Origin of the sequence: Nesterenkonia flava, from assembly GCF_031432335.1 — a bacterium.
In the GTDB taxonomy this organism is placed as follows: Bacteria; Actinomycetota; Actinomycetes; order Actinomycetales; family Micrococcaceae; genus Nesterenkonia; species Nesterenkonia flava.
The window spans coordinates 1-18,832 of the sequence record NZ_JAVKGT010000043.1 but is presented as its reverse complement, the minus strand read 5'-3'; the positions used below and the strand labels follow the sequence as shown (position 1 = coordinate 18,832).

17 protein-coding genes are annotated in these 18,832 nt (G+C 65.3%); 9 read left to right on the top strand and 8 right to left on the bottom strand.

Going from position 1 to position 18,832, the window contains the following annotated elements; translation table 11 throughout:
* The 5 genes from RH857_RS12465 to cydC all read left to right on the top strand — a co-directional run.
* Window positions 1–495 (top strand): ABC transporter permease (locus RH857_RS12465; protein WP_310538300.1); only part of this gene is annotated, 495 nt, incomplete at its 5' end.
* Window positions 496–582: 87 nt separating this feature from the next.
* Entirely contained in the window at window positions 583–2,001 is a 1,419-nt protein-coding gene (locus tag RH857_RS12460; RefSeq protein WP_310538299.1) for a cytochrome ubiquinol oxidase subunit I, read from the top strand.
* Window positions 2,002–2,015: 14 nt separating this feature from the next.
* Entirely contained in the window at window positions 2,016–3,077 is a 1,062-nt protein-coding gene (cydB, locus tag RH857_RS12455) for a cytochrome d ubiquinol oxidase subunit II (protein ID WP_310538298.1), read from the top strand.
* A gap of 10 nt (window positions 3,078–3,087) precedes the next feature.
* Window positions 3,088–4,818, top strand: coding sequence for a thiol reductant ABC exporter subunit CydD (gene cydD / locus RH857_RS12450; RefSeq protein WP_310538297.1), 1,731 nt, complete (start codon window positions 3,088–3,090; stop codon window positions 4,816–4,818).
* The gene (gene cydC / locus RH857_RS12445; protein ID WP_310538296.1) at window positions 4,805–6,613 is read left to right on the top strand and encodes a thiol reductant ABC exporter subunit CydC; all 1,809 of its coding nucleotides are present in this window, start codon (window positions 4,805–4,807) and stop codon (window positions 6,611–6,613) included. The genes cydD and cydC overlap by 14 nt, the downstream gene beginning before the upstream one ends.
* Window positions 6,614–6,645: 32 nt before the next feature.
* On the opposite strand, the gene RH857_RS12440 is transcribed toward cydC, so the two are convergent.
* The 3 genes from RH857_RS12440 to RH857_RS12430 are packed head-to-tail and all read right to left on the bottom strand — an operon-like array spanning window position 6,646 to window position 9,856.
* Window positions 6,646–7,461 carry a carbohydrate ABC transporter permease gene (locus RH857_RS12440; RefSeq protein ID WP_310538295.1) on the bottom strand — a complete coding sequence of 272 codons (816 nt, stop codon included), beginning with the start codon at window positions 7,459–7,461 and terminating at the stop codon, window positions 6,646–6,648.
* Window positions 7,458–8,474 (bottom strand): carbohydrate ABC transporter permease, encoded by a 1,017-nt coding sequence (locus RH857_RS12435; RefSeq protein ID WP_310538294.1) that lies wholly within the window; start codon window positions 8,472–8,474, stop codon window positions 7,458–7,460. Before RH857_RS12435 ends, RH857_RS12440 begins: the two co-directional genes overlap by 4 nt.
* A gap of 2 nt (window positions 8,475–8,476) precedes the next feature.
* On the bottom strand, window positions 8,477–9,856 hold the full coding sequence (locus tag RH857_RS12430) for an ABC transporter substrate-binding protein (protein WP_310538293.1): 1,380 nt from the start codon (window positions 9,854–9,856) through the stop codon (window positions 8,477–8,479).
* A 136-nt stretch (window positions 9,857–9,992) separates the two neighbouring features.
* Between RH857_RS12430 and RH857_RS12425 the strand changes: the two genes are divergently transcribed.
* On the top strand, window positions 9,993–10,931 hold the full coding sequence (locus RH857_RS12425; RefSeq protein WP_310538292.1) for a sugar-binding transcriptional regulator: 939 nt from the start codon (window positions 9,993–9,995) through the stop codon (window positions 10,929–10,931).
* A 34-nt stretch (window positions 10,932–10,965) separates the two neighbouring features.
* Window positions 10,966–12,468 carry a mannitol dehydrogenase family protein gene (locus RH857_RS12420; RefSeq protein ID WP_310538291.1) on the top strand — a complete coding sequence of 501 codons (1,503 nt, stop codon included), beginning with the start codon at window positions 10,966–10,968 and terminating at the stop codon, window positions 12,466–12,468.
* A 143-nt stretch (window positions 12,469–12,611) separates the two neighbouring features.
* Here the strand turns inward: RH857_RS12420 and RH857_RS12415 are convergent, their stop codons facing one another.
* From RH857_RS12415 to ectA, 5 genes are all read right to left on the bottom strand, one after another.
* On the bottom strand, window positions 12,612–12,788 hold the full coding sequence (locus RH857_RS12415; RefSeq protein WP_310538290.1) for a hypothetical protein: 177 nt from the start codon (window positions 12,786–12,788) through the stop codon (window positions 12,612–12,614).
* Between the two features lie 155 nt (window positions 12,789–12,943).
* Window positions 12,944–14,092 (bottom strand): ABC transporter ATP-binding protein, encoded by a 1,149-nt coding sequence (locus tag RH857_RS12410; protein WP_310538289.1) that lies wholly within the window; start codon window positions 14,090–14,092, stop codon window positions 12,944–12,946.
* A 218-nt stretch (window positions 14,093–14,310) separates the two neighbouring features.
* The gene (locus RH857_RS12405) at window positions 14,311–14,703 is read right to left on the bottom strand and encodes an ectoine synthase (protein ID WP_310538288.1); all 393 of its coding nucleotides are present in this window, start codon (window positions 14,701–14,703) and stop codon (window positions 14,311–14,313) included.
* Window positions 14,704–14,845: 142 nt separating this feature from the next.
* A complete protein-coding gene (ectB, locus tag RH857_RS12400) occupies window positions 14,846–16,132 on the bottom strand; it encodes a diaminobutyrate--2-oxoglutarate transaminase (protein WP_310538287.1) in 1,287 nt (428 codons plus the stop codon).
* 78 nt (window positions 16,133–16,210) lie between these two features.
* The gene (ectA, locus tag RH857_RS12395; protein WP_310538286.1) at window positions 16,211–16,762 is read right to left on the bottom strand and encodes a diaminobutyrate acetyltransferase; all 552 of its coding nucleotides are present in this window, start codon (window positions 16,760–16,762) and stop codon (window positions 16,211–16,213) included.
* 293 nt (window positions 16,763–17,055) lie between these two features.
* On the opposite strand from ectA, the gene RH857_RS12390 reads away from it, so the two are divergent.
* Both RH857_RS12390 and RH857_RS12385 read left to right on the top strand, forming a co-directional pair.
* Window positions 17,056–17,280: a CsbD family protein gene (locus RH857_RS12390; protein ID WP_310538285.1), complete on the top strand. Its 225-nt coding sequence runs from the start codon at window positions 17,056–17,058 to the stop codon at window positions 17,278–17,280.
* Window positions 17,281–17,371: 91 nt separating this feature from the next.
* Entirely contained in the window at window positions 17,372–18,733 is a 1,362-nt protein-coding gene (locus tag RH857_RS12385) for a uracil-xanthine permease family protein (protein WP_310538284.1), read from the top strand.
* Window positions 18,734–18,832: the final 99 nt, after the last annotated feature.

The window sequence follows — 18,832 nt, the reverse complement described above, 5'->3', positions numbered from 1 at the left end:
CTTGAAAGCGGAGCCCCACCTCATATGAAAGCGGCAGAGAACCTAGGGCGCTTCAATATGCGCGCCTCCAGCACTCAGCTGATCGACATGGTGCTTCTGGCGGTGCTGGGTCTGCTGGGCGCGAGCCTCTTTGTGGCCGTCATCGGTGTGAGCAACACCCTCTCGCTCTCGGTCTTCGAACGTCGCCGGGAGGGGGCCCTGCTGCGGGCGATGGGCATGACCCGCGGGGCCCTGGCCTCGACCATCAGCATCGAGGCCGTGCTGCTGGCCGTCGTCGCGCTGATCCTGGGCACCGCGCTGGGGACTCTCTTCGGCTGGGCCGGTGTCAGCGTGCTGGTCGGTCTGGAGGAGTGGGAGGTGAGCCTGGAGATCCCGTGGCTGCGGATGCTGGCCATCTGGGGTGTCACGGTCCTGGCGGCGCTGCTGGCCGCCTGGGTGCCGGCCCGAACACTGGGTCGAACGGCCCCTGCGGCGGGTATGAGTCACGCCGCCTGATCCCCGTCATAGAGCGGATTGAGGAGATCTTGGACACTTTTTCTACAACGTGTAGAAAAGTTCTTCTACAGCGTGTAGAAATAAGTCATGGAGGAACTCTTCGATCCGCTCTCAATGGCGAGGTGGCAGTTCGGCCTCACCACCCTGTACCACTTCATCTTTGTCCCGCTGACCATCGGCATGGCGCTGATGGCCGCGATCATGCAGACTGCCTGGTACCGCACCGGCAGCGCCAAGTACCTCAAACTCACCCGGCTCTTCGGCAAGATCTTCCTCATCAACTTCGCCATGGGAGTCGTCACCGGCATCGTGCAGGAATTCCAGTTCGGCATGAACTGGTCGGAGTACTCTCGGTTCGTCGGAGACGTCTTCGGCGCACCCCTGGCGATCGAGGGCCTGGCGGCCTTCTTCCTGGAGGCCACCTTCATCGGCCTGTGGATCTTCGGCTGGAACAAGCTCCCCAGGCTGGCGCACCTGGCCTGCATCTGGATGGTCACCCTGGCAAGCATGCTCTCGGCCTACTTCATCCTGGCCGCCAACGCCTTCATGCAGAACCCCGTGGGCTATCAGATGAACCTCGAGCGAGGACGCGCCGAGCTCACCAGCCTGTGGGACGTGCTCTCCAACCCAGTGGTGCTCGCCGCCTTCCCGCACACAATCTTCGCGGCCATCATGTTTGCCGCCACGGTCATGGTCGCCGTCGCCGCCTGGCACCTGCGCAGGGGCCAGCACGAAGAGACCATGCGACCAGCGCTGAAGACCGGCCTGTGGGCCAATATTCTGGCCTTCATCGGAGTCGGCGTCTCGGGTGACCAACTGTCCCTGGCCATGGTGGACGCTCAGCCCATGAAGATGGCCGCCGCGGAGGGGCTCTATGAGACCACCAACTCTGCCAGCTTCTCGCTGTTCACCCTGGGCACGCCCGACGGCGCCAGTGAGCTCTTCTCGGTGCGCATTCCCTACCTGCTCTCGCTGCTGTCGACCCACACCCTCGACGGCGAGGTAGAAGGCATCAACGACCTTCAGGCGCAGTACGTGGCGCAGTTCGGCGCGGGTGACTACACCCCCATCATCTGGATCACCTACTGGTCCTTCCGTTGGATGATCGGTCTGGGAGCGCTCTCGGCCATCATTTCCGTGGCGGCGCTGTGGCTGACTCGCCGCAGGGCCCGCCCCCTGCCCTCCCACCGTCAGGACCTGTTCTGGCGGCTCCTCATCTGGAGCGCCCCGCTGCCGCTGCTGGCCTCCCTCATCGGATGGGTCTTCACCGAGATGGGACGCCAGCCGTGGATCGTCTTCGGGCTGATGAAGACTGAGGCCGCCGTCTCCCCCAATGTGGCCGGATGGCAGGTGGCGGTGTCGCTTGCCGCCTTCACGCTCATCTACGGAGTGCTGGCGGTGGTCGAATTCAGGCTCATTGTCAAAACGGCGAAAGAAGGCCCGCCCGAGCTGGGTGAGGCCGACGAGGCCGGACAGAACGACGACGACCTCGCCATCGTCTACTAGGAAGGCTGCACCTGATGGATATCGCACATATCTGGTTCCTGCTGGTGGCGTTCTACTTCGTCGGCTACTTCGTGCTTGACGGCTTCGACTTCGGAGTGGGGATGGCCCTTCCGCTGCTGGGCCGGGACGACACGGACCGGCGGGTGATGATCAATACCATCGGCCCGGTGTGGGACCTCAATGAAACCTGGGTCATTGTGGCCGGAGCCGTCCTCTTCGCGGCCTTCCCCGAGTGGTACGCCTCGCTGTTCTCCGGCTTCTACCTCCCCCTGCTGCTGATCCTCCTGGCACTGATTGCCCGTGGAGTGAGCTTCGAATACCGGCATCAGCGCAAGCACCCTCACTGGGCCCGGAACTTTGACCGGATGATCTTCTGGGGATCGCTGCTGCCGGCGTTCCTGTGGGGCGTGGCCTTCGCCAACGTCGTCCGCGGTGTGCCCATGGATGAGGACCACAACGTCATCGGCACCCTGTTCGACCTGCTCAACCCCTACGCCCTGCTGGGAGGACTCACTCTGACCCTCCTGTGCCTGGTCCACGGCCTGGTGTTCATCGCCCTGAAGACCGACGGCGAGATCCGGGGCCGCGCTCGCCGCACCGCACTGCGGGCGGCAGTGCCCACCACCGCGGTCGCCGCCTGGTTCCTGGCCTGGACCGTCTGGGCGCATACGGGATTCGGATCGGCTGCGCTGGGAGCGGCCGAAAGTGACCGCGAGGCCGGGGTGCATCTGGTGTGGGTCATGGCTGCAGCCGCGCTGGCGGCGGTGGCGCTGCTGGCAGCAGCATGGTTCACGTGGGCCGGCCGCGAAGGCAGGGCCTTCACCGCGATGGCGGTGACCATCGGTGCGGCAGTGGCCACGCTGTTCCTCTCGCTTTACCCCAACGTGCTCCCCTCCACCACCGGCGTGGGCACCCTGACCATTGCTAACGCAAGCTCCACCGATTACACGCTTTCGGTGATGCTCTGGGTGGCGGTGATCATCACGCCCCTGGTGCTGGGCTACCAGGCGTGGACCTACTGGGTGTTCCGGAAACGCGTGACCCGGGACTACATCCCCGTCTCCGCGGCGCACTGAAACCTGGTCCATGAAGCCCCTTGACCTGCGACTGCTGCGCTACGCCGGTGCGGCCCGCGGATTCCTGCTGCTGGCCGTGGCCCTGGGTCTCGCCCAGGTGCTGCTCGTGCTGGCCTTCGCCTGGCTGCTGGCTGCTCTGCTGACCACGGCGATCGGAGACGTCTTCGGTGCGCCCATCACCGACTTCCCGGTCCCCGGGGGGCTCTCCACAGCAGGCATGCTGGGAGGCCTTGGCGTCGTCGTCGCGCTGCGAGCTGCGCTGAGCTGGGCGGTGGAGGTCTGTGCCGCGCGGGCGGCGGTAAAGGTGAAGAGTCAGCTGCGCGGCCGCACGGCCCAGGCGCTGACGAGCGCAGTGGCCGGGGGCCGGGCGGAGGCCGCCAGCCACCAGCTCAACCAGGCCCAGGCGGTCACCGTGCTGGGCAGCGGACTCGACGCCCTGGACAACTACTTCTCACGCTATCTGCCGCAGCTTGTACTCACCGCGCTGGCGGTACCGGTGCATCTGGCGGTCCTGGCCGTCTACGACATGACCACCGCGGTGATCGTGGCCCTCACCATGCCGCTCATCCCGGTCTTCATGGTCCTCATCGGCTGGAGCACCCAGGCCGCTCAGCAGCGTCAGCGCGAGAGGCTCTCTCATCTGGCACGGGCCTACCTGGACCTCGTGGAGGGCCTGTCCACGCTGAAGGTCTTCAACCGTCAGCACCACCAGCGCCAGAACCTGGTGCGCATCAGTGAGGCTCACCGGCGCAGCACCATGAAGGTCCTGCGCATCAGCTTCCTCTCGGGATTCGTTCTGGAGCTGGCGGCGAGCCTCTCGGTGGCACTGGTGGCGGTATCCATCGGCGTGCGGCTCATCGATGGGAGCCTGGGACTGTTCGTGGGGCTCTTCGCCCTTCTCATCGTGCCCGAAGCCTATGCACCGCTGCGCCAGGTGGGCGTCAATTATCACGCAGCCGCAGACGGAGTGGCCGCTGCGGAGGACATCTTCGAGATCCTCGACGTCGCCGATCAGGATCCGGGTGCGCACGACGACGTCTCCCCCCGGCCCGAGATCGTCTCGCCCCCACCCCGTGGAGGGGCCGCCCGGGAGGTGCAGGCGCTGTCCCTGCAGGACCTGGGGGCCCGCCGGGGAGGCACTCCGGTGCTGTCCGCCCTGACGTGCCGGCTTCCGGCCGGCGCCCTCACCGCGATCACCGGACCCAGCGGCGGGGGCAAGTCCACGTTCTTCGCCACGCTGCTGGGACTCCTGCCCTGTACCGGGAGCGTGGAGCTCGAGCTCGCCGATGGGCGGAGTCGCCCGCTGCTGCGTGAGGACATCGCCTGGAGCGGCCAGCGCAGCGGGCTGCGTTCCGGCACGGTGTTAGAGAACATCGCCCTGGGCGACCCGGCTGCGGATCCGCAGACCGCGCAGCAGGTTCTGCAGGATCTGGGCCTTCAGGAGCTGGAGCTGGACAGGGAGCTGGGTGTGCGCGGCGAGGGGCTCTCCGGCGGACAGGCTCATCGGGTGGCGGTGGCCCGCGCCCTTTACCGCGCCCGACGGCGCGGCTGCCCGGTGCTGCTGCTCGACGAGCCCAGCGCCGCTCTCGACCCCGAGGCTGAAGATCGGCTGCTCCAGGTGCTGCAGGAAGAGGCTCAGTCCGGACGCGTGGTGGTGGTCATCACCCACCGCCGCCGCCTCGCGGAGGCCGCCGCACACCGCATTGAGCTGAAGGAGAGCAACGATCATGCAGCGCTCTAGACTCCGCGCCGCAGTGCCGGCCCCGGTGGTCGCTGAGGACCTCGGGGCCGCTGAGATCTCAGAGGCGTTCCGCTCTCAGGTACGCCGCCAGCTCGCGGCAGCCCGGCCGTCCTGGCGCAGCATGGCCCCGGGAATCGCCTTCGGCGCCCTGTCCGGGTTGAGCGCTGTGCTGCTCATCGGGCTCTCCGCCTACCTCATCACCCGTGCTGCCGAACAGCCGCCGATTCTCTATCTGGGACTGCTCGTGGTCGGAGTGCGTGCCTTTGCGCTCTCCCGCGCCGTGTTCCGCTACCTGGAGCGGCTGAGCTCTCACGATGCGGCCTTCCGGGCCCTCGGTGAACTGCGCGGCAGCCTGTTCGCCAGGCTGGAGCCGCTGGCTCCGGCCCGGCTGGGGAGACACCGGCGCGGCGATCTGCTCACCCGTGTGGTGGAGGACGTCGACGCGCTGGTGGACTGGCCCGTGCGAGTGATCCAACCGTTGGTCAGTTCGGGTGTGGTCGTGCTCCTCACCCTGGCCGCCACGGCCTATTTCTCCCCGGCGGCGGCAGTAGTGCTCGCTGCGCTGCTCGCCGTGGTTCTTCTCTGCGGCACCGCGATCTCCGCCTCGCTGACCGAGAAGGCCGAGCGTCGCACGGCGGGGCTGCGGGGTCGGCTCGCTGACGCGGTGGCGGACCTTGTTGCCGATCTCGATGTCCTGGTGGCCTTCGACGCCGCGGGCTCCCAGCTGGAGAAGGTGCGCAGCGCTGATGCCCAACTGCGCCGAGAGGCACTGCGGGCCAGCGCAGGCACCGGACTGGTGGCCGCAGCATTGGCAGCAGGCTCCGGTGCCGCCGTCGTGCTAGTGGTGACTCTCGCGCTGCCGCAGCTGAGCGCCAGTACGCCGCTGGGCCCGGGATTCGCACTGCCTCCGGGATCAATCGACGGTCCGGTGCTGGCCATGCTGGCGCTGGTGCCGCTGACAGTCTTCGAGCTCTTCGCCGCGATTCCGCTGGCGTGGACGGCGCGACGCCGGGTTCTGGCCAGCGCGGCACGCATTGTGGAGATTGCCCCGGTCCCGACGGGGCCTGCGGGGGATGAGCTGCAGGGTGCCGACTCCGCATCCCCGGCCTCCGCGCGGCCGGTGCGCGCCCCCGGTGCTGTTCTCGAGGTGAACGACTTCACCGTTTCCTGGCATGGCTCCTGTACCCCGGTCAGCAGGCCGGTCTCCTTCCGGCTGGAACAGGGCGAGAACCTGCTGCTCACCGGGCCCAGCGGGGCAGGCAAGACAGCGGTGGCCTACGGCCTGGTGGGCTTTCTTTCCCACTCCGGGACCTACCGGATCCACGGCAAGGACGCTGCAGGACTGTCGGAGCAGGAGCTGCGGCGCATGGTCTGCCTCATCGAGCAGGACGCGCATCTCTTCGACGGGACGCTGCGGGCCAATCTCGCCTTCGCCCACCCTCACGGTCCCGAGGGAGCCTCGGACGAGGAGATCATCGAGTCGCTGCGTGCAGTCGGTCTGTGGGACTGGGCGTGCAGCCGTGCCGGGCTGGAGACCCGGGTCGGCATGTTCGGCGAACTGGTCTCGGGAGGCCAGGCTCAGCGGATCGCGGTGGCCCGGGGGCTGCTCTCGGGGGCACAGGTGCTTATCCTGGACGAACCCACCGCGCACGTGGATCCGGCCGCCGCGGAGTCGCTCCTTCTGCAGCTGCTGAGTGCGGCAGGGGACAGCCGCACCGTGGTGCTGCTCTCTCACCTGCCGGTCCCTGAACACCTCATTCAGCACCGGCGTCGGATCACTCCCGCACCGGCATGACGCGCCGGTCCGGAAGCACCCTCGCCAGCGGGCTACTTCACCGCGCCCATGGAGAGGCCCCGGACCAGCTGCTTCTGCGCGAACCATCCGCACAGCACCACCGGGAGTGAGGCCAGCACGGAAGCGGCCGAGAGCTGGGCGAGGAACAGGCCCTCCGACGTCATGGTGCTCATCAGGTAGATGGGCACCGTAGCCGCGTTAGCGGCGGTGAGGTTCAGGGCAAAGAAGAACTCGTTCCAGGCGAAGATCACGCAGATCAGCGCCGTGGCCGCGATGCCCGGCGCCACCATGGGGATGAGCACCTGACGCATGGTCCGGGTGAGGGAGGCTCCATCGACCGCGGCGGCTTCGAGCACCTCGCCGGGAACCTCGAGGAAGAAGGAGCGCATCATCCAGATCGCGATCGGCAGATTCATGGCCGTGTAAAGGATGATCAGGGTGAGGATGTTGTCCAGCATCCTGATCTGGCCGGCGATCACATAGATCGGCATGATCACTGCCACGATCGGCAGCATCTTGGTGGAGATGAAGAAGAACAGGGCGTCCTGTGTGCGTTTGATGGGACGGATGCTCAGAGCATAGGCCGCCGGGACGGCCAGCAGCAGCACCAGCAGGGTTGAGGTCACCGTCGCGATCGCTGAGTTCAGGAAGTAGGACCCGGCCTCGGAGCTGAAGATGTTGCGGTACTGCTCGAGGGTGGGCTCAAAGAAGAAGCTCGGAGGGGAGCTGGCGGCGTCGGCCTCCTGTTTGAAACTGGTGAGCACCATCCAGGCCACGGGGGCGAAGAAGATCAGCGCAATGATCCAGGCGGCGGCAGAGAGCAGCCGTGCGACTGCGGGGTTCCTCATGACTGCTCCTTCGCGTTGAGACCCTTGAAGATCAGGCGCAGCGCCAGCATCGAGATGATGATCGTGGCGATCACCGTCACCACGCCCATGGCGGCGGACTGGCCGATGTCGAAGCCCAGGAAGGCTCGCTGGTAGATGTAGAACGGCAGGTTGGCGCTCGCGGTCCCGGGACCCCCGGCGGTCATCAGGTAGATGTGGTCGAACGTATTGACCACGTAGATGGCCCCGAGCAGCACCGCCAGCTCCATGTAGAAGCGCAGGTGCGGCAGGGTGATGTGCCGGAAGGTCTGCCACGTGCTGGCCCCGTCCATCTGCGCGGCCTCCAGCACATCACGCGGCTGGGACTGCAGCCCCGCCAGCAGCAGAAGCATCATGAACGGCGTCCACTGCCAGACCAGCGCGATGACGATCGAGAGCACCGGGTACTGACTGGTCCAGTCCACTGGGGCGATTCCCACGAGGCCGATGAGCCAGTTCACCAGTCCGTAGGAGGGGTTGAACATGGAGATGGACCACAGCATGGCCCCGGCCACCGGCATGATGAGGAAGGGCGTGATCAGCAGGGTGCGCACCACTCCCCGGCCCACGAACTCTCTGTCCAGCAGCAGCGCCAGCAGCAACCCCAGGACCAGGGCCGCGAACACGCAGCCGAAGGTGATGATGACCGAATTCAGCGCCGCGGTGCGGAAGGTGGAGTCGAAGAAGATATCAGCGAAGTTCGCCAGGCCTACAAACTGCTCGCCCTCCGGGCGCAGCAGGTTGCGGGAGCGCAGCGAGTACCAAATGGTCAGCAGGAAGGGCACCTGCGTGCAGACGATGACAAAGATCAGCGCCGGCATCAACGGCAGCCGACGCCGCCACCCTTCGGCCCGATCGGCAGCCTTTTGAGCGCGGATCTCCTCCGGAGAGCGCGGATCGTGGGACGTGCCGGCCTGTGAGCGGCGCTGCGCGTTGCGCTGAGCCTGCTGCTGGGAGGCGACGAGACCCGTCGTCGTGGGTGAGGTGGTGCTCATGCTCAGGCCTCCCATCCGTAGGTGCGGGCCACAGTCTCCGCGAAGCGCTGGGACTGGTCCAAGGCTTCCTGCACGCTCTGCTGACCGGCGATCGCCGCGGAGAGCTGCTGCCCCACGCGGGTTCCCAGGTCCTGGAACTCGGGGATCCCCACAAACTGCAGGCCCGGATAGGGCACTTCATGGACCATGCAGTTCTCCTGGGTCGCGTTCTCCATGGAGGTCAGGGTGGGCTCAGCGTAGTGCTGGGAGATCTCCGCGTACTCGGGGATCTCATAGGTGGATAGGCGGGAACCCGGGGGCAGGGCCTCCCAGGAGACTTCGTGGCCCACCAGCTGGAAGTAGTCCGGGTGGGTCATCCAGGTGATGAAGTCCCAGGCGGCCTGTTTGCGCGGGGAGGTCTCGGGGATGGCCAGGGACCAGGAGTAGAGCCAGCCGGCATAGTCGCTCTCCATCACCGGGGCCAGGGCGTAGTTGGTGTTGCCCACCACGGTGGAGGAGCGGGGGTCCTCGATGCCGGAGACCATCGCGGAGGCGTCGTACCACATGGCGGCGTTGCCCTGGTTGAAGTGGGTCATGCACTCGCCGTAGCCGGAGGTCGCCGCACCGGGCTGGCCCCAGGTGCGCACGGTGTCCACATAGGTGCTCACGGCGTCGACAACTTCGGGGGAGTTCAGCACCGGCTCCCAGTCGGGGGTGAACCAGCGGCCTCCGAAGGTGTTGATCACCGTGTTCATGGGCGCGAGGTTCTCGCCCCAGCCGGCCAGGCCGCGCAGCGCGATCCCAGCGCGACCCTCCTCAGGGCTGTGCAGCGCGGAGGCGAATTCCCGGATCTGGTCCCAGGTGGGCTGGTCGGGCATCACCAGTCCGTGCTGCTCAAAGAGGTCCTCGCGGTAGACCACAAAGGAGCTCTCGCCGTAGAAGGGCACCGCATGCTGTGCCCCCTGGTAGGAGAGCGCCTCGCGGATCGTGGGGATGATGTCCTCCGGCGCGTAGCCCGGGGTTTCAGCGATGTAGGGCTCCAGGTCGGTGAGCCACCCGTTGGCCGCCCAGATAGGGGTCTCGTAGTTAGAGATCATGACGACGTCGAACTCGCCGCCCCCGGAGGCGACTGATGCGGTGATCTTGGCGCGGGCCTCGTTCTCAGGCAGGGAGACGAACCGCACGTCGATGTGCGGGTTCGCATCACGAAAGTGCCCGATCAGCCGCATGGCGTCCTGCATCTGGGGATTGGAGACAATAGCCACCACGATCGACTCGCGCGCCCCGCCTCCTGCCGATGAGGCCGAGCATCCGCTCAGGCCGAAGGCCGCCGCACCGAGTCCGGCCCCCAGCCCTGCGGTGAGCAGGCTGCGGCGGCTCAGCCGGTGTTGAAATCCGGTCATGCGTAGTACCGTCCTGTCCGCGCAGCGTAACTGCTGCACTCTCAGTGATAGTCCGCTCATTTGTGAAGCAGATCATGCTCAACTGAGATGTGACCATAGTCATATATGCTCGATTCATCAAGAGGGGGAGGTCAATGTGGCGGACGCACGCGAGATGGCGCTGATGGTCGAACTGGCTTCTGAGCACTACCTTCAGGAGCGTTCCAAGGTTGAGATCGCCCAGCGTCACGGGCTCTCCCGGTTCCAGGTCGCGCGCCTGCTGGAGGCGGCGCGCGAGGAGGGCATTGTGCAAATCCGGATCGTCGATCCGCTGGATGCCGGGGCTACGCATTCCGAGCTCGCTGAGGCCCTGGGCATCTCCACGGTGACGGTGGCCGCCCAGCGCTCGGGGGAATCCCTGCGTCCAGCACTGGCCCGGCATGCCGCGGCGCTGCTGCAGCAGAGGCTGCACGAGGGGGCCCGCCTCGGAGTGGCCTGGTCGCGGACACTGATGCATCTGCCCGAACATCTGAGCGCTCTGCCGGCAGTGGATGTGGTCCAGCTGGTGGGTCCGCTGAGCGCACCAGGCACGACGACGGCCGCCTCCACGGGGCTCATCCACGCCTTGGGTTCCTTGGCCGGCGGCCAGGTGTGGCCGCTGCCCACCCCGCTCATCCTCGACAGTGAGGAGGTGGCGGCATCCCTGCGAGGGATGGACGAGGTGCGCGCAGCCCTCGAGGCTGCCGATGATCTGGATCTCGCGGTCGTCTCTATCGGTGCGTGGGGAGAGGGTGCCTCCACGTTGTGGGGCCGGTTCAGCGAGGATGAGCGCGCGCGGGCCCAGGCTGCCGGCGTCGTCGCGGAGTGCTCGGGCATTCTGCTTACCGCCGAGGGGGAGGTTGCCCGCACCGGGCTGGAGTCCCGCGTGATCGGGGTGAAGCCTGAGCAGCTGCGCCGGACCCGAGTGATCGGGTTGGCGCCGGCCCTGGCGCATCCTGAAGCAGTCGTGGCGGCCGCGCGGGCCGGATTCGTTGACGAGCTCGTGCTCTCCGAGGAGCTTGCGACACGGGTGTCTGCTCACCTGAGCAAAAACTAGTGCTCATATGAGCCGCACTTGGTAGCATGTGGCCATGATCACCCTGAACTCCGCTGCGCTGGAGAAGCTTTCCGGCTCCCGTGACCTGCAGATCCCCGCCTACGAGATGGCCGAGCGCCGGGTGGGCATCGTGCATTTCGGCGTGGGAGGGTTTCACAGGGCGCATCAGGCGCTCTATGTGGACCGTCTCTTCAACGCTGGGCACAGTCGGGACTGGGCCATCTGCGGGGTCGGACTGATGCCCGGAGATGCGCGCATGCGTGATGCTCTGGTCAACCAGGACGGTCTCTACACCTTGGTGTCCAAGGCGCCGGACGGATCTCGTGAGGCGCGCGTGATCGGCTCGATTGCCGAGTATCTGTTTGCCCCGGATGATCCCACCGCGGTGCTGCGGCGCCTGAGCGACCCCGCCGTGCGGATCGTGTCACTGACCGTGACTGAGGGCGGTTACAACTACAACCCCTCAACGGGTGAGTTCCAGTACGAGACCCCGGCCGTCGCAGCCGACCTAGCTGCTGACTTCAGCGACGGAAGTGCTGCTCCCAGCACCATGTTCGGCTACGTCACCGAGGCGCTGCGGCGACGACGCGAGGCGGGCACGGCACCCTTCACCGTGCTCTCCTGCGACAACGTGCGCGGCAACGGGGACTTGGCCAAGCGGATGATGCTGGCCTACGCAGAGCGCAAGGATCCGGAGCTGGCGCGCTGGATTGAGGCGCACGTGGCCTTCCCGAACTCCATGGTGGACCGCATCACGCCGGTGACCTCCGAGGAGGACCGTGCCATGGTGGCCCAGGACTACGGCATCGCCGACGCCTGGCCCGTGGTGAGCGAGGACTTTCTTCAGTGGGTGGTGGAGGATGAGTTCCCCGCCGGCCGCCCAGCCTTTGAAGAGGTGGGAGTCCAGATGGTCAGCGACGTGGAGCCTTATGAGCTCATGAAGCTCCGGCTGCTCAACTGCAGCCATCAGGCCATCGCCTACTTCGGGCTGCTGCTGGGGCACACCTATGCCCACGAAGCGGTGGCCGATGAAGACTTGGTTCACTTCACCCGGCGCCTCTACATGGACGGCGAGGGAACCCCGACCATCCCGCCCGTGCCGGGCATCGACCTGGAGGCCTACAAGGATCAGCTGATCGAGCGTTTCGGCAATGAGCACGTGCGGGACACTCTGGCGCGGCTCGCGGCCGAGTCCAGCGACCGTATCCCCACCTGGCTGGTTCCGGTGATTCGGGAGAACCTGGCTGCCGGTCGCGATGTCAGTGCCTCAGCGGCGATTGTCGCCTCCTGGGCCCGGTATGCCGAAGGAACTGGAGAGAACGGAGAGCAGTGGCCGGTGGTGGATCGCCTTCGGGACCGGGTGATGGCCGCGGCCTCCCGGCATGATTCCGACCTGCTGGCGTTCCTGCGTGACGGTGAGCTCTTCGGCGATCTCGTGGAGCACCCCGCGTTCGTGGAACCCTACACAAAAGCCCTGACCACCCTGCGTGAGCAGGGGGCCAGGGCCCTGTTGAAAGTTCTAGGTCGCAGCTCTTAGAGCAGGACGATCAGGAGGACAATCACCAGAATGATGGTCAGGATTCCTCCACCAATGTAAATACCGCCGCCGCTCATCGCTCACTCCTTCTGTGTTGGGTACAACGTGCTCCGACGGGCTCACTAACGGCGAGCCCGCGGACGTTATGGTGCAGAGGCAAAGATGGCGCGCAGTACAAACAGCGCCAGCACCACGATGATGATCGACACAATGACGCTGCCGATCACGCTGATCACCTCCATCAGCAGCCACCAGGCCAGCCAGATGAACACGATGGTCAGCACAATCGTGATGACAAGACTCAATGCTCTCGATGCCATGTCTCTACACAATCGGTCCGGTCTGGACACACGCTGGACAGTTCGTGACAGTGAAGTGTGAATATTCGCCGAAAGTCGTAGGGCCCGGGCGAGAGTCGTGACTCTCGCCCGGGCCCTACGGTGAACCAACCGTCGCAGACGGCGGGAATGGGGGTCTACTCGTCCTCGTCCTGAAGGGCCTCGACGTCGGCCAGCTTGGCGTGGGGAGTGTTCTCCGGGATCTCGCCGTTCAGGCGCAGGCCGGTCTCCACGTCAAAGAGGTGCACGTGCTGTACATCCGGCTTGATGTGGACGGTCTCGCCGCGCATGGGAGGCCGGCGGCCGTCCACTCGCACGATCATCGGCTGGAAGCTGCTGACGCCCTCTGGGCGGCCGTAGATGTAGGCGTCAGCACCCAGCTCCTCCACCACGTCGACGACGATCGGCAGGCCGGTGCCGTCAGTGGAGACGATCATGTCCTCGGGGCGGATGCCGAGGGTGACCTTGTCGCCGCTGGCCTTGGCAAGGCCCTCGCCGGGGATGGTGATGCGGTCGTTGCCGAGAACGATCTCATTGCCGGCAAAGTTGACCTGGAACAGGCTCATGGCGGGGGAGCCGATGAAGCCGGCCACGAAGACGTTGGCGGGGTTGTCGTAGAGGTTGCGGGGAGTGTCAACCTGCTGCAGCACGCCGTCCTTGAGCACGCACACGCGATCGCCCATGGTCATAGCCTCGACCTGGTCGTGGGTGACGTAGACGGTTGTGGTCTTCAGCTCGCGGGTGAGGGCCGCGATCTGGGTGCGAGTCTGCACGCGCAGCTTCGCGTCTAGGTTCGACAGTGGCTCGTCCATCAGGAAGACCTTGGGGGAGCGGACGATGGCGCGGCCCATGGCCACACGCTGTCGCTGACCGCCCGAGAGGGCCTTGGGCTTGCGCTCGAGGTACGGCGTCAGATCCAGAATCTCCGCAGCCTTCTTGACTCGCTCGGCCCGCTCCTCCTTGGAGACGCCGGCGATCTTCAGGGCAAAGGCCATGTTCTCGGCCACCGACATGTGGGGGTAGAGGGCGTAGTTCTGGAAGACCATCGCGATATCGCGATCCTTGGGAGAGACGTGGGAGACGTCTTCGCCGCCGATGAGGATGCGGCCCTCGTTGACCTCTTCGAGGCCGGCGAGCATGCGCAGGGCGGTGGACTTGCCGCAGCCGGAGGGGCCGACCAGCACCAGGAACTCGCCGTCGGCGATTTCGAGCTGAAGCTGGTTGATGGCGGGGCGAGCACCGGGGGTATAGATCCGGCTCGCGGAGTCATAGGTTACTGAAGCCATGATGTGGTTGTTCCCTTTCACGGGCAGGTACGTGCCCGACGATCCGTTGTGAAATCGGGTGTTCCTGTGACGGGTGCAACGTGGTGCCAGTCACATGAACTGCATGAATCACATCACATTGAGGCTTCGGCGTCCACTTTTGTTTCATGGATGACAAAAAGTGGGCACAGAATAACCCCGCCAGCCGGAGCCGACGGGGTTATTCGTGAGCGGGAGGATCAGTCCTCTTCGCGGATCAGCGGGTAGACGCCGTTCTCGTCGTGGACCTCACGACCGGTCACCGGGGGGTTGAAGACGCACACCATGCGCATCTCCTCCTCCACGTCCACCTGGTGCTTCTCATGGCCGTCCAGAAGGTAGAGGAAACCGTCAGTGATCTCGTGCTTCTCACCGGTCTCCAGGTTGGTCAGCGTTCCCTTGCCGCCCACGCAGTAAACGGCCTCGATGTGGTTGGCGTACCAGAACTCGTTGTGGGTTCCGGCCCGCAGCGTGGTCTCGTGAAGCGAGAAGCCGACCTTCTCCTTGGCCAGGACCATCCGGCGCGAGCGCCAGTTGGGCTCGTCGATGTCGCGGTCGGTGCCGTTGAGGTCATCGATGTGCAGGGTGTACATACACGCTCCTTAACGTTTGAGGTGAGGGACGACGTCGTCGTACCTGTGGTCATAGTGCCAATCCAACGTTGCGGCCAGGTAACTGGGGCCGCAGTCGCTGAGGGAGGCGTGCGCGGTGCACGCGCCGCCGGGGCTAGCGCTGTCAGTGCGGGGGGCGCAGGCGGCTGGGCTCGCCCATCTGACCGGTGGCGGCCAGGACGGCCTCCTCCAGGATGGTCAGACCCTTCTGCAGGTCCTCGGGCTCGATGGTCAGGGCAGGCATGAGCTTGATGACCTCGTCCTCGGGGCCGGAGGTCTCCAGGAGCATGTTGCGCTTGTAGGCCTCGGCGGCCACCTTGCCTGCGGTGTCGGGGTTCGGGAAGCAGATGCCGGTGAGGAATCCGCGGCCGCGCACGGAGGCGTCCTTCACGTGGGCGGCGATCTTCTCCAGGCCTTCGCGCAGATCGGCGATCTTGCCGGCCAGCTCCTGCTCAAAGGACTTATCCGCCCAGAACAGCTCCAGGGCGCGAGCGGCGGTGACGAAGGCAAGGTTGTTGCCTCGGAAGGTGCCGTTGTGCTCACCGGGCTCCCAAACGTCCAGCTCGGGCTTGAAGAGGGTCAGGGCCATTGCCAGGCCGTAGCCCGAGATCGACTTGGACACGCACACAATGTCCGGGTAGATCCCGGCCTCTTCGAAGGAGAAGAACTTTCCGGTGCGTCCACAGCCAGCCTGGACGTCGTCGACGATGAGCAGAATCTTGTGACGACGCAGGAGATCGCTCAGGGCCTTGAGCCACTCCATGCGGGCCGCATTGAGCCCGCCTTCGCCCTGCACAGTCTCCACGATGACGGCTGCGGGCTTGTCCACACCGGAGCCGGAGTCCTCCAGCACCTTCTCCAGCCAGATCAAGTCGGGGATATCGCCGTCGAAGTAGTCGTCGTAGGGGATCTTCGAGGAGTTGGTCAGCGGGATTCCGGCACCCCGGCGCTTCATGGAATTACCGGTGACTGAGAGCGAGCCCAGAGTCATGCCGTGGAACGCGTTGGTGAAGGACAGGATGTGCTGTCGGCCCGTCACCTTGCGGGCCAGCTTCAGTGCGGCCTCCACGGTGTTGGTGCCCGTGGGGCCGGGGAACATCACTTTGTAGTCCAGGTTCCGGGGCTCCAGGATGATTCGCTCGAAGGTCTCCAGGAAGCGGCGCTTGGCGGGAGTCTTCATGTCCATCGAGTGGGTCACCCCGTTGTTGGACAGGTACTCGATCACCAGGTCCCGCAGTTCGGGGTGGTTGTGACCGTAGTTCAACGCACCGGCGCCTGAGAAGAAGTCCAGGTACTTGGTGCCGTCCTCAGTCCACTGGTAGGTGCCCTCGGCCCGTTCAAACACGGCGGGCCAGCTCATGCAGTAGCTGCGGACCTGCGATTCGCGAGTGTCAAAAATGTCGGTAGCCATGTCTTGTTCCGTCCTTCTTCCTTCGAGTGAATACCTAAAAGTCTGTGCCTGACCGTCTGCCCCTCCCGCGGGGCGGGTTCAGACGGCGCCACTGCCCCCATGGGTGAGAGGCTCGACGGTGTAGAGGTCCTCTGCGGCATGGTCCTCGCCCGTCTCCTCCCGCGCGGGAAAGAGATCCGTGGTGAAGAGGGGCTCTCGCCGCAACTGCGTGCCGTGTTCGCGGGCCAAGGCGGTGAACAGGGCGATCGAGGCCTCGTTGTCTGCGGTGATAGTGGTCTCCAGGCGTTCTGCCCCGGTGCGCTGGACAAGCTCGAAGAGCATTTTCTTCGCCAGGCCCCGACCGCGGAACCGGGAGTCCACCGCGACTTGCCAGATAAAGAGCGTGCGGGGGTCTCGGGGGGTGAGGTATCCGGAGATGAATCCGGCCGGTTCGCCGTCAACCTGAGCGATCACGCTGGTCTCAGCGAAGTCCCGCGCCCACAACAGGTAGGCGTAGGGGGTGTTGGTGTCCAGGACACCCGTGCCCTGTGCCAGCCGCCAGAGATCTGCTCCCTGGGCCACCGTGGGCGGGGTAAGAGTGATGGTCTCCGTGGGGGGATTCTGGGCAGGAGTTTCTTCGGCGCTGTTCACGTTTCACCACCGTAGTCATGACACCCTGGGAATCAACTGAAGAACGCAGAGAATTACCCGGAAACGGCACATTTGAGGACCGGTGCCACCATTGATCTCGGAAATGGCGAGGGCGCCGAAGCCTAGTATCCATAGGGGATGCCCGCCCACGGCGATTCTTTAGTTCTGTCATTCTTTGGACTGTTATTGATATGTGATCTGCTATTGGCGCTGAATGCACCCTGAGAGCTTGCACCGAATCCGCTGAAATGGGGTTCCCACGCCATGGCGCCCCTAGTAGCGTCGCAAGGGAAATGTCCGCCGACCGAAAGGAGTTCACCATGGGACTCGAGGACAAGTTCGACGCCAAGAAGGACAAGGGCGCAGGTGCCACTAAGGAAGGCATTGGCAAGGTGACGGGTGACGCCCAGACGGAGGCCGAAGGCAAGGGCCAGAACCTCCAGGGCAAGATCAAGGACGTCGCCACCGACGCCAAGGACTCCGTGAAGGGATTCACCGACGGTCTGAAGAAGGACTGAGCTGCCTGCGCTGAGGCGTAGACGTCCCAAAGCGCCGGGTCAGGAGGCATCGCCTCCTACCCGGCGCTTTGCGCGTATACAGTAGTCCACCGTGACCAAGCGCATCATTCCCGGCTTCGGCTGGAGCATTCATGGAGACGGTAAGTCCATCCGGCCTGGAGCAGTCGTGGCCCCCGAAGAGAGGCTCAACTGGTTCCAGACCACCGGCGTGGGCATGCAGCACGTGGTGGCCATGTTCGGCGCCACCTTTTTGGTGCCGGCCATCACCGGCTTCCCGCCCTCGACCACCCTGCTGTTCTCCGGAATCGGCACGCTGCTGTTTCTCATCATCACCGCGGGCCGGGTTCCCAGCTATCTGGGCTCCTCCTTCGCGTTCCTCGCCCCGGTAGGCGCTGCCACCGCCCAGTACGGCATGTCTGGCGCCCTGGGTGGCATTTTCATGGCCGGTGTGGGCCTGATGATCGTCGGGGCAATCGTTCACTTTGCCGGCCCGGCGTGGATTCAGAAGCTCATGCCGCCCGTGGTCACCGGCTCCATCGTGGCGCTCATCGGCCTGAACTTGGCTCCCGCCGCCTGGGGGAACGTCCAGGAGGGTCCGGTGACCGCGACCGTCACGATCGTAGCCATGCTCATTTCCGGAGTCCTCTTCAGGGGGCTCTTGGGACGTCTGTCGATCCTCGTCGGCGTCGTGGTGGGCTATGTGGTCGCCGCGCTGCGTGGAGAGGTGGACTTCGAGCCGGTGGGTGAGGCCAGCTGGGTCGGTCTGCCCGAGTTCACGACTCCCACGTTCCACATCGGTGTCATGGGACTGTTCATTCCGGTGATTCTTGTGCTGGTGGCCGAGAACGTCGGGCATGTGAAGTCAGTGGCCCTGATGACTCAGCGGGATCTGGATCCGGTCACCGGGCGTGCTCTGATTGCTGACGGTGCGGCCACCATGTTCGCTGGTGCAGGCGGCGGCTCGGGTACGACCACCTATGCGGAGAACATCGGCGTCATGGCCTCCTCCAAGGTCTATTCCACCGCGGCCTACTGGGTCGCCGGTATCTTTGCCATTCTTCTGGCACTTGTGCCGAAGTTCGGTGAGGTCATCGCCACTGTGCCTGACGGGGTTCTCGGTGGCGCGGGAACCGTGCTCTACGGCATGATCGGCATCCTTGGTGTGCGCATCTGGGTCCAGAACAAGGTGGACTTCTCCCATCCCATCAACCTGGCTGTTGCGGGTGTGCCTCTGATTATCGCCATCGCTGACTACACCATGATCTTCGGTGACATTGAGCTCAAGGGCATCGCCATCGGCTCGCTGGCAGCGCTGCTGATCCACCACGGTCTCAGCGCGATCGCCCGCTGGCGAGGTACCGATGTGGGCTTCGAGGACACTGAGGACGACGCTGCTCTGGCCACCCCGGTCAACCGCGACGATCTGGAGAAGCGCGACGGGGACGGCAACTAACATTCCCCCTGCGCAAAATAAGAGCCCCTGACCAGTCGCCGAAGTGAAGTGCTCCCCGGAAGTTGGACTGGTTAATCCAGTTCCTTCTTCCGGGGAGTA

Excerpts from the sequence above, each read along its gene's own strand:
- RH857_RS12435 (WP_310538294.1), bottom strand. The coding sequence starts at position 8,474 with ATGAGCACCACCTCACCCACGACGACGGGTCTCGTCGCCTCCCAGCAG.
- RH857_RS12420 (WP_310538291.1), top strand. The coding sequence starts at position 10,966 with ATGATCACCCTGAACTCCGCTGCGCTGGAGAAGCTTTCCGGCTCCCGT.
- RH857_RS12405 (WP_310538288.1), bottom strand. The coding sequence starts at position 14,703 with ATGTACACCCTGCACATCGATGACCTCAACGGCACCGACCGCGACATC.
- ectB (WP_310538287.1), bottom strand. The coding sequence starts at position 16,132 with ATGGCTACCGACATTTTTGACACTCGCGAATCGCAGGTCCGCAGCTAC.
- RH857_RS12430 (WP_310538293.1), bottom strand. The coding sequence starts at position 9,856 with ATGACCGGATTTCAACACCGGCTGAGCCGCCGCAGCCTGCTCACCGCA.
- cydC (WP_310538296.1), top strand. The coding sequence starts at position 4,805 with ATGCAGCGCTCTAGACTCCGCGCCGCAGTGCCGGCCCCGGTGGTCGCT.
- cydB (WP_310538298.1), top strand. The coding sequence starts at position 2,016 with ATGGATATCGCACATATCTGGTTCCTGCTGGTGGCGTTCTACTTCGTC.
- RH857_RS12415 (WP_310538290.1), bottom strand. The coding sequence starts at position 12,788 with ATGGCATCGAGAGCATTGAGTCTTGTCATCACGATTGTGCTGACCATC.
- RH857_RS12410 (WP_310538289.1), bottom strand. The coding sequence starts at position 14,092 with ATGGCTTCAGTAACCTATGACTCCGCGAGCCGGATCTATACCCCCGGT.
- cydD (WP_310538297.1), top strand. The coding sequence starts at position 3,088 with ATGAAGCCCCTTGACCTGCGACTGCTGCGCTACGCCGGTGCGGCCCGC.
- RH857_RS12390 (WP_310538285.1), top strand. The coding sequence starts at position 17,056 with ATGTCCGCCGACCGAAAGGAGTTCACCATGGGACTCGAGGACAAGTTC.
- RH857_RS12440 (WP_310538295.1), bottom strand. The coding sequence starts at position 7,461 with ATGAGGAACCCCGCAGTCGCACGGCTGCTCTCTGCCGCCGCCTGGATC.
- RH857_RS12460 (WP_310538299.1), top strand. The coding sequence starts at position 583 with ATGGAGGAACTCTTCGATCCGCTCTCAATGGCGAGGTGGCAGTTCGGC.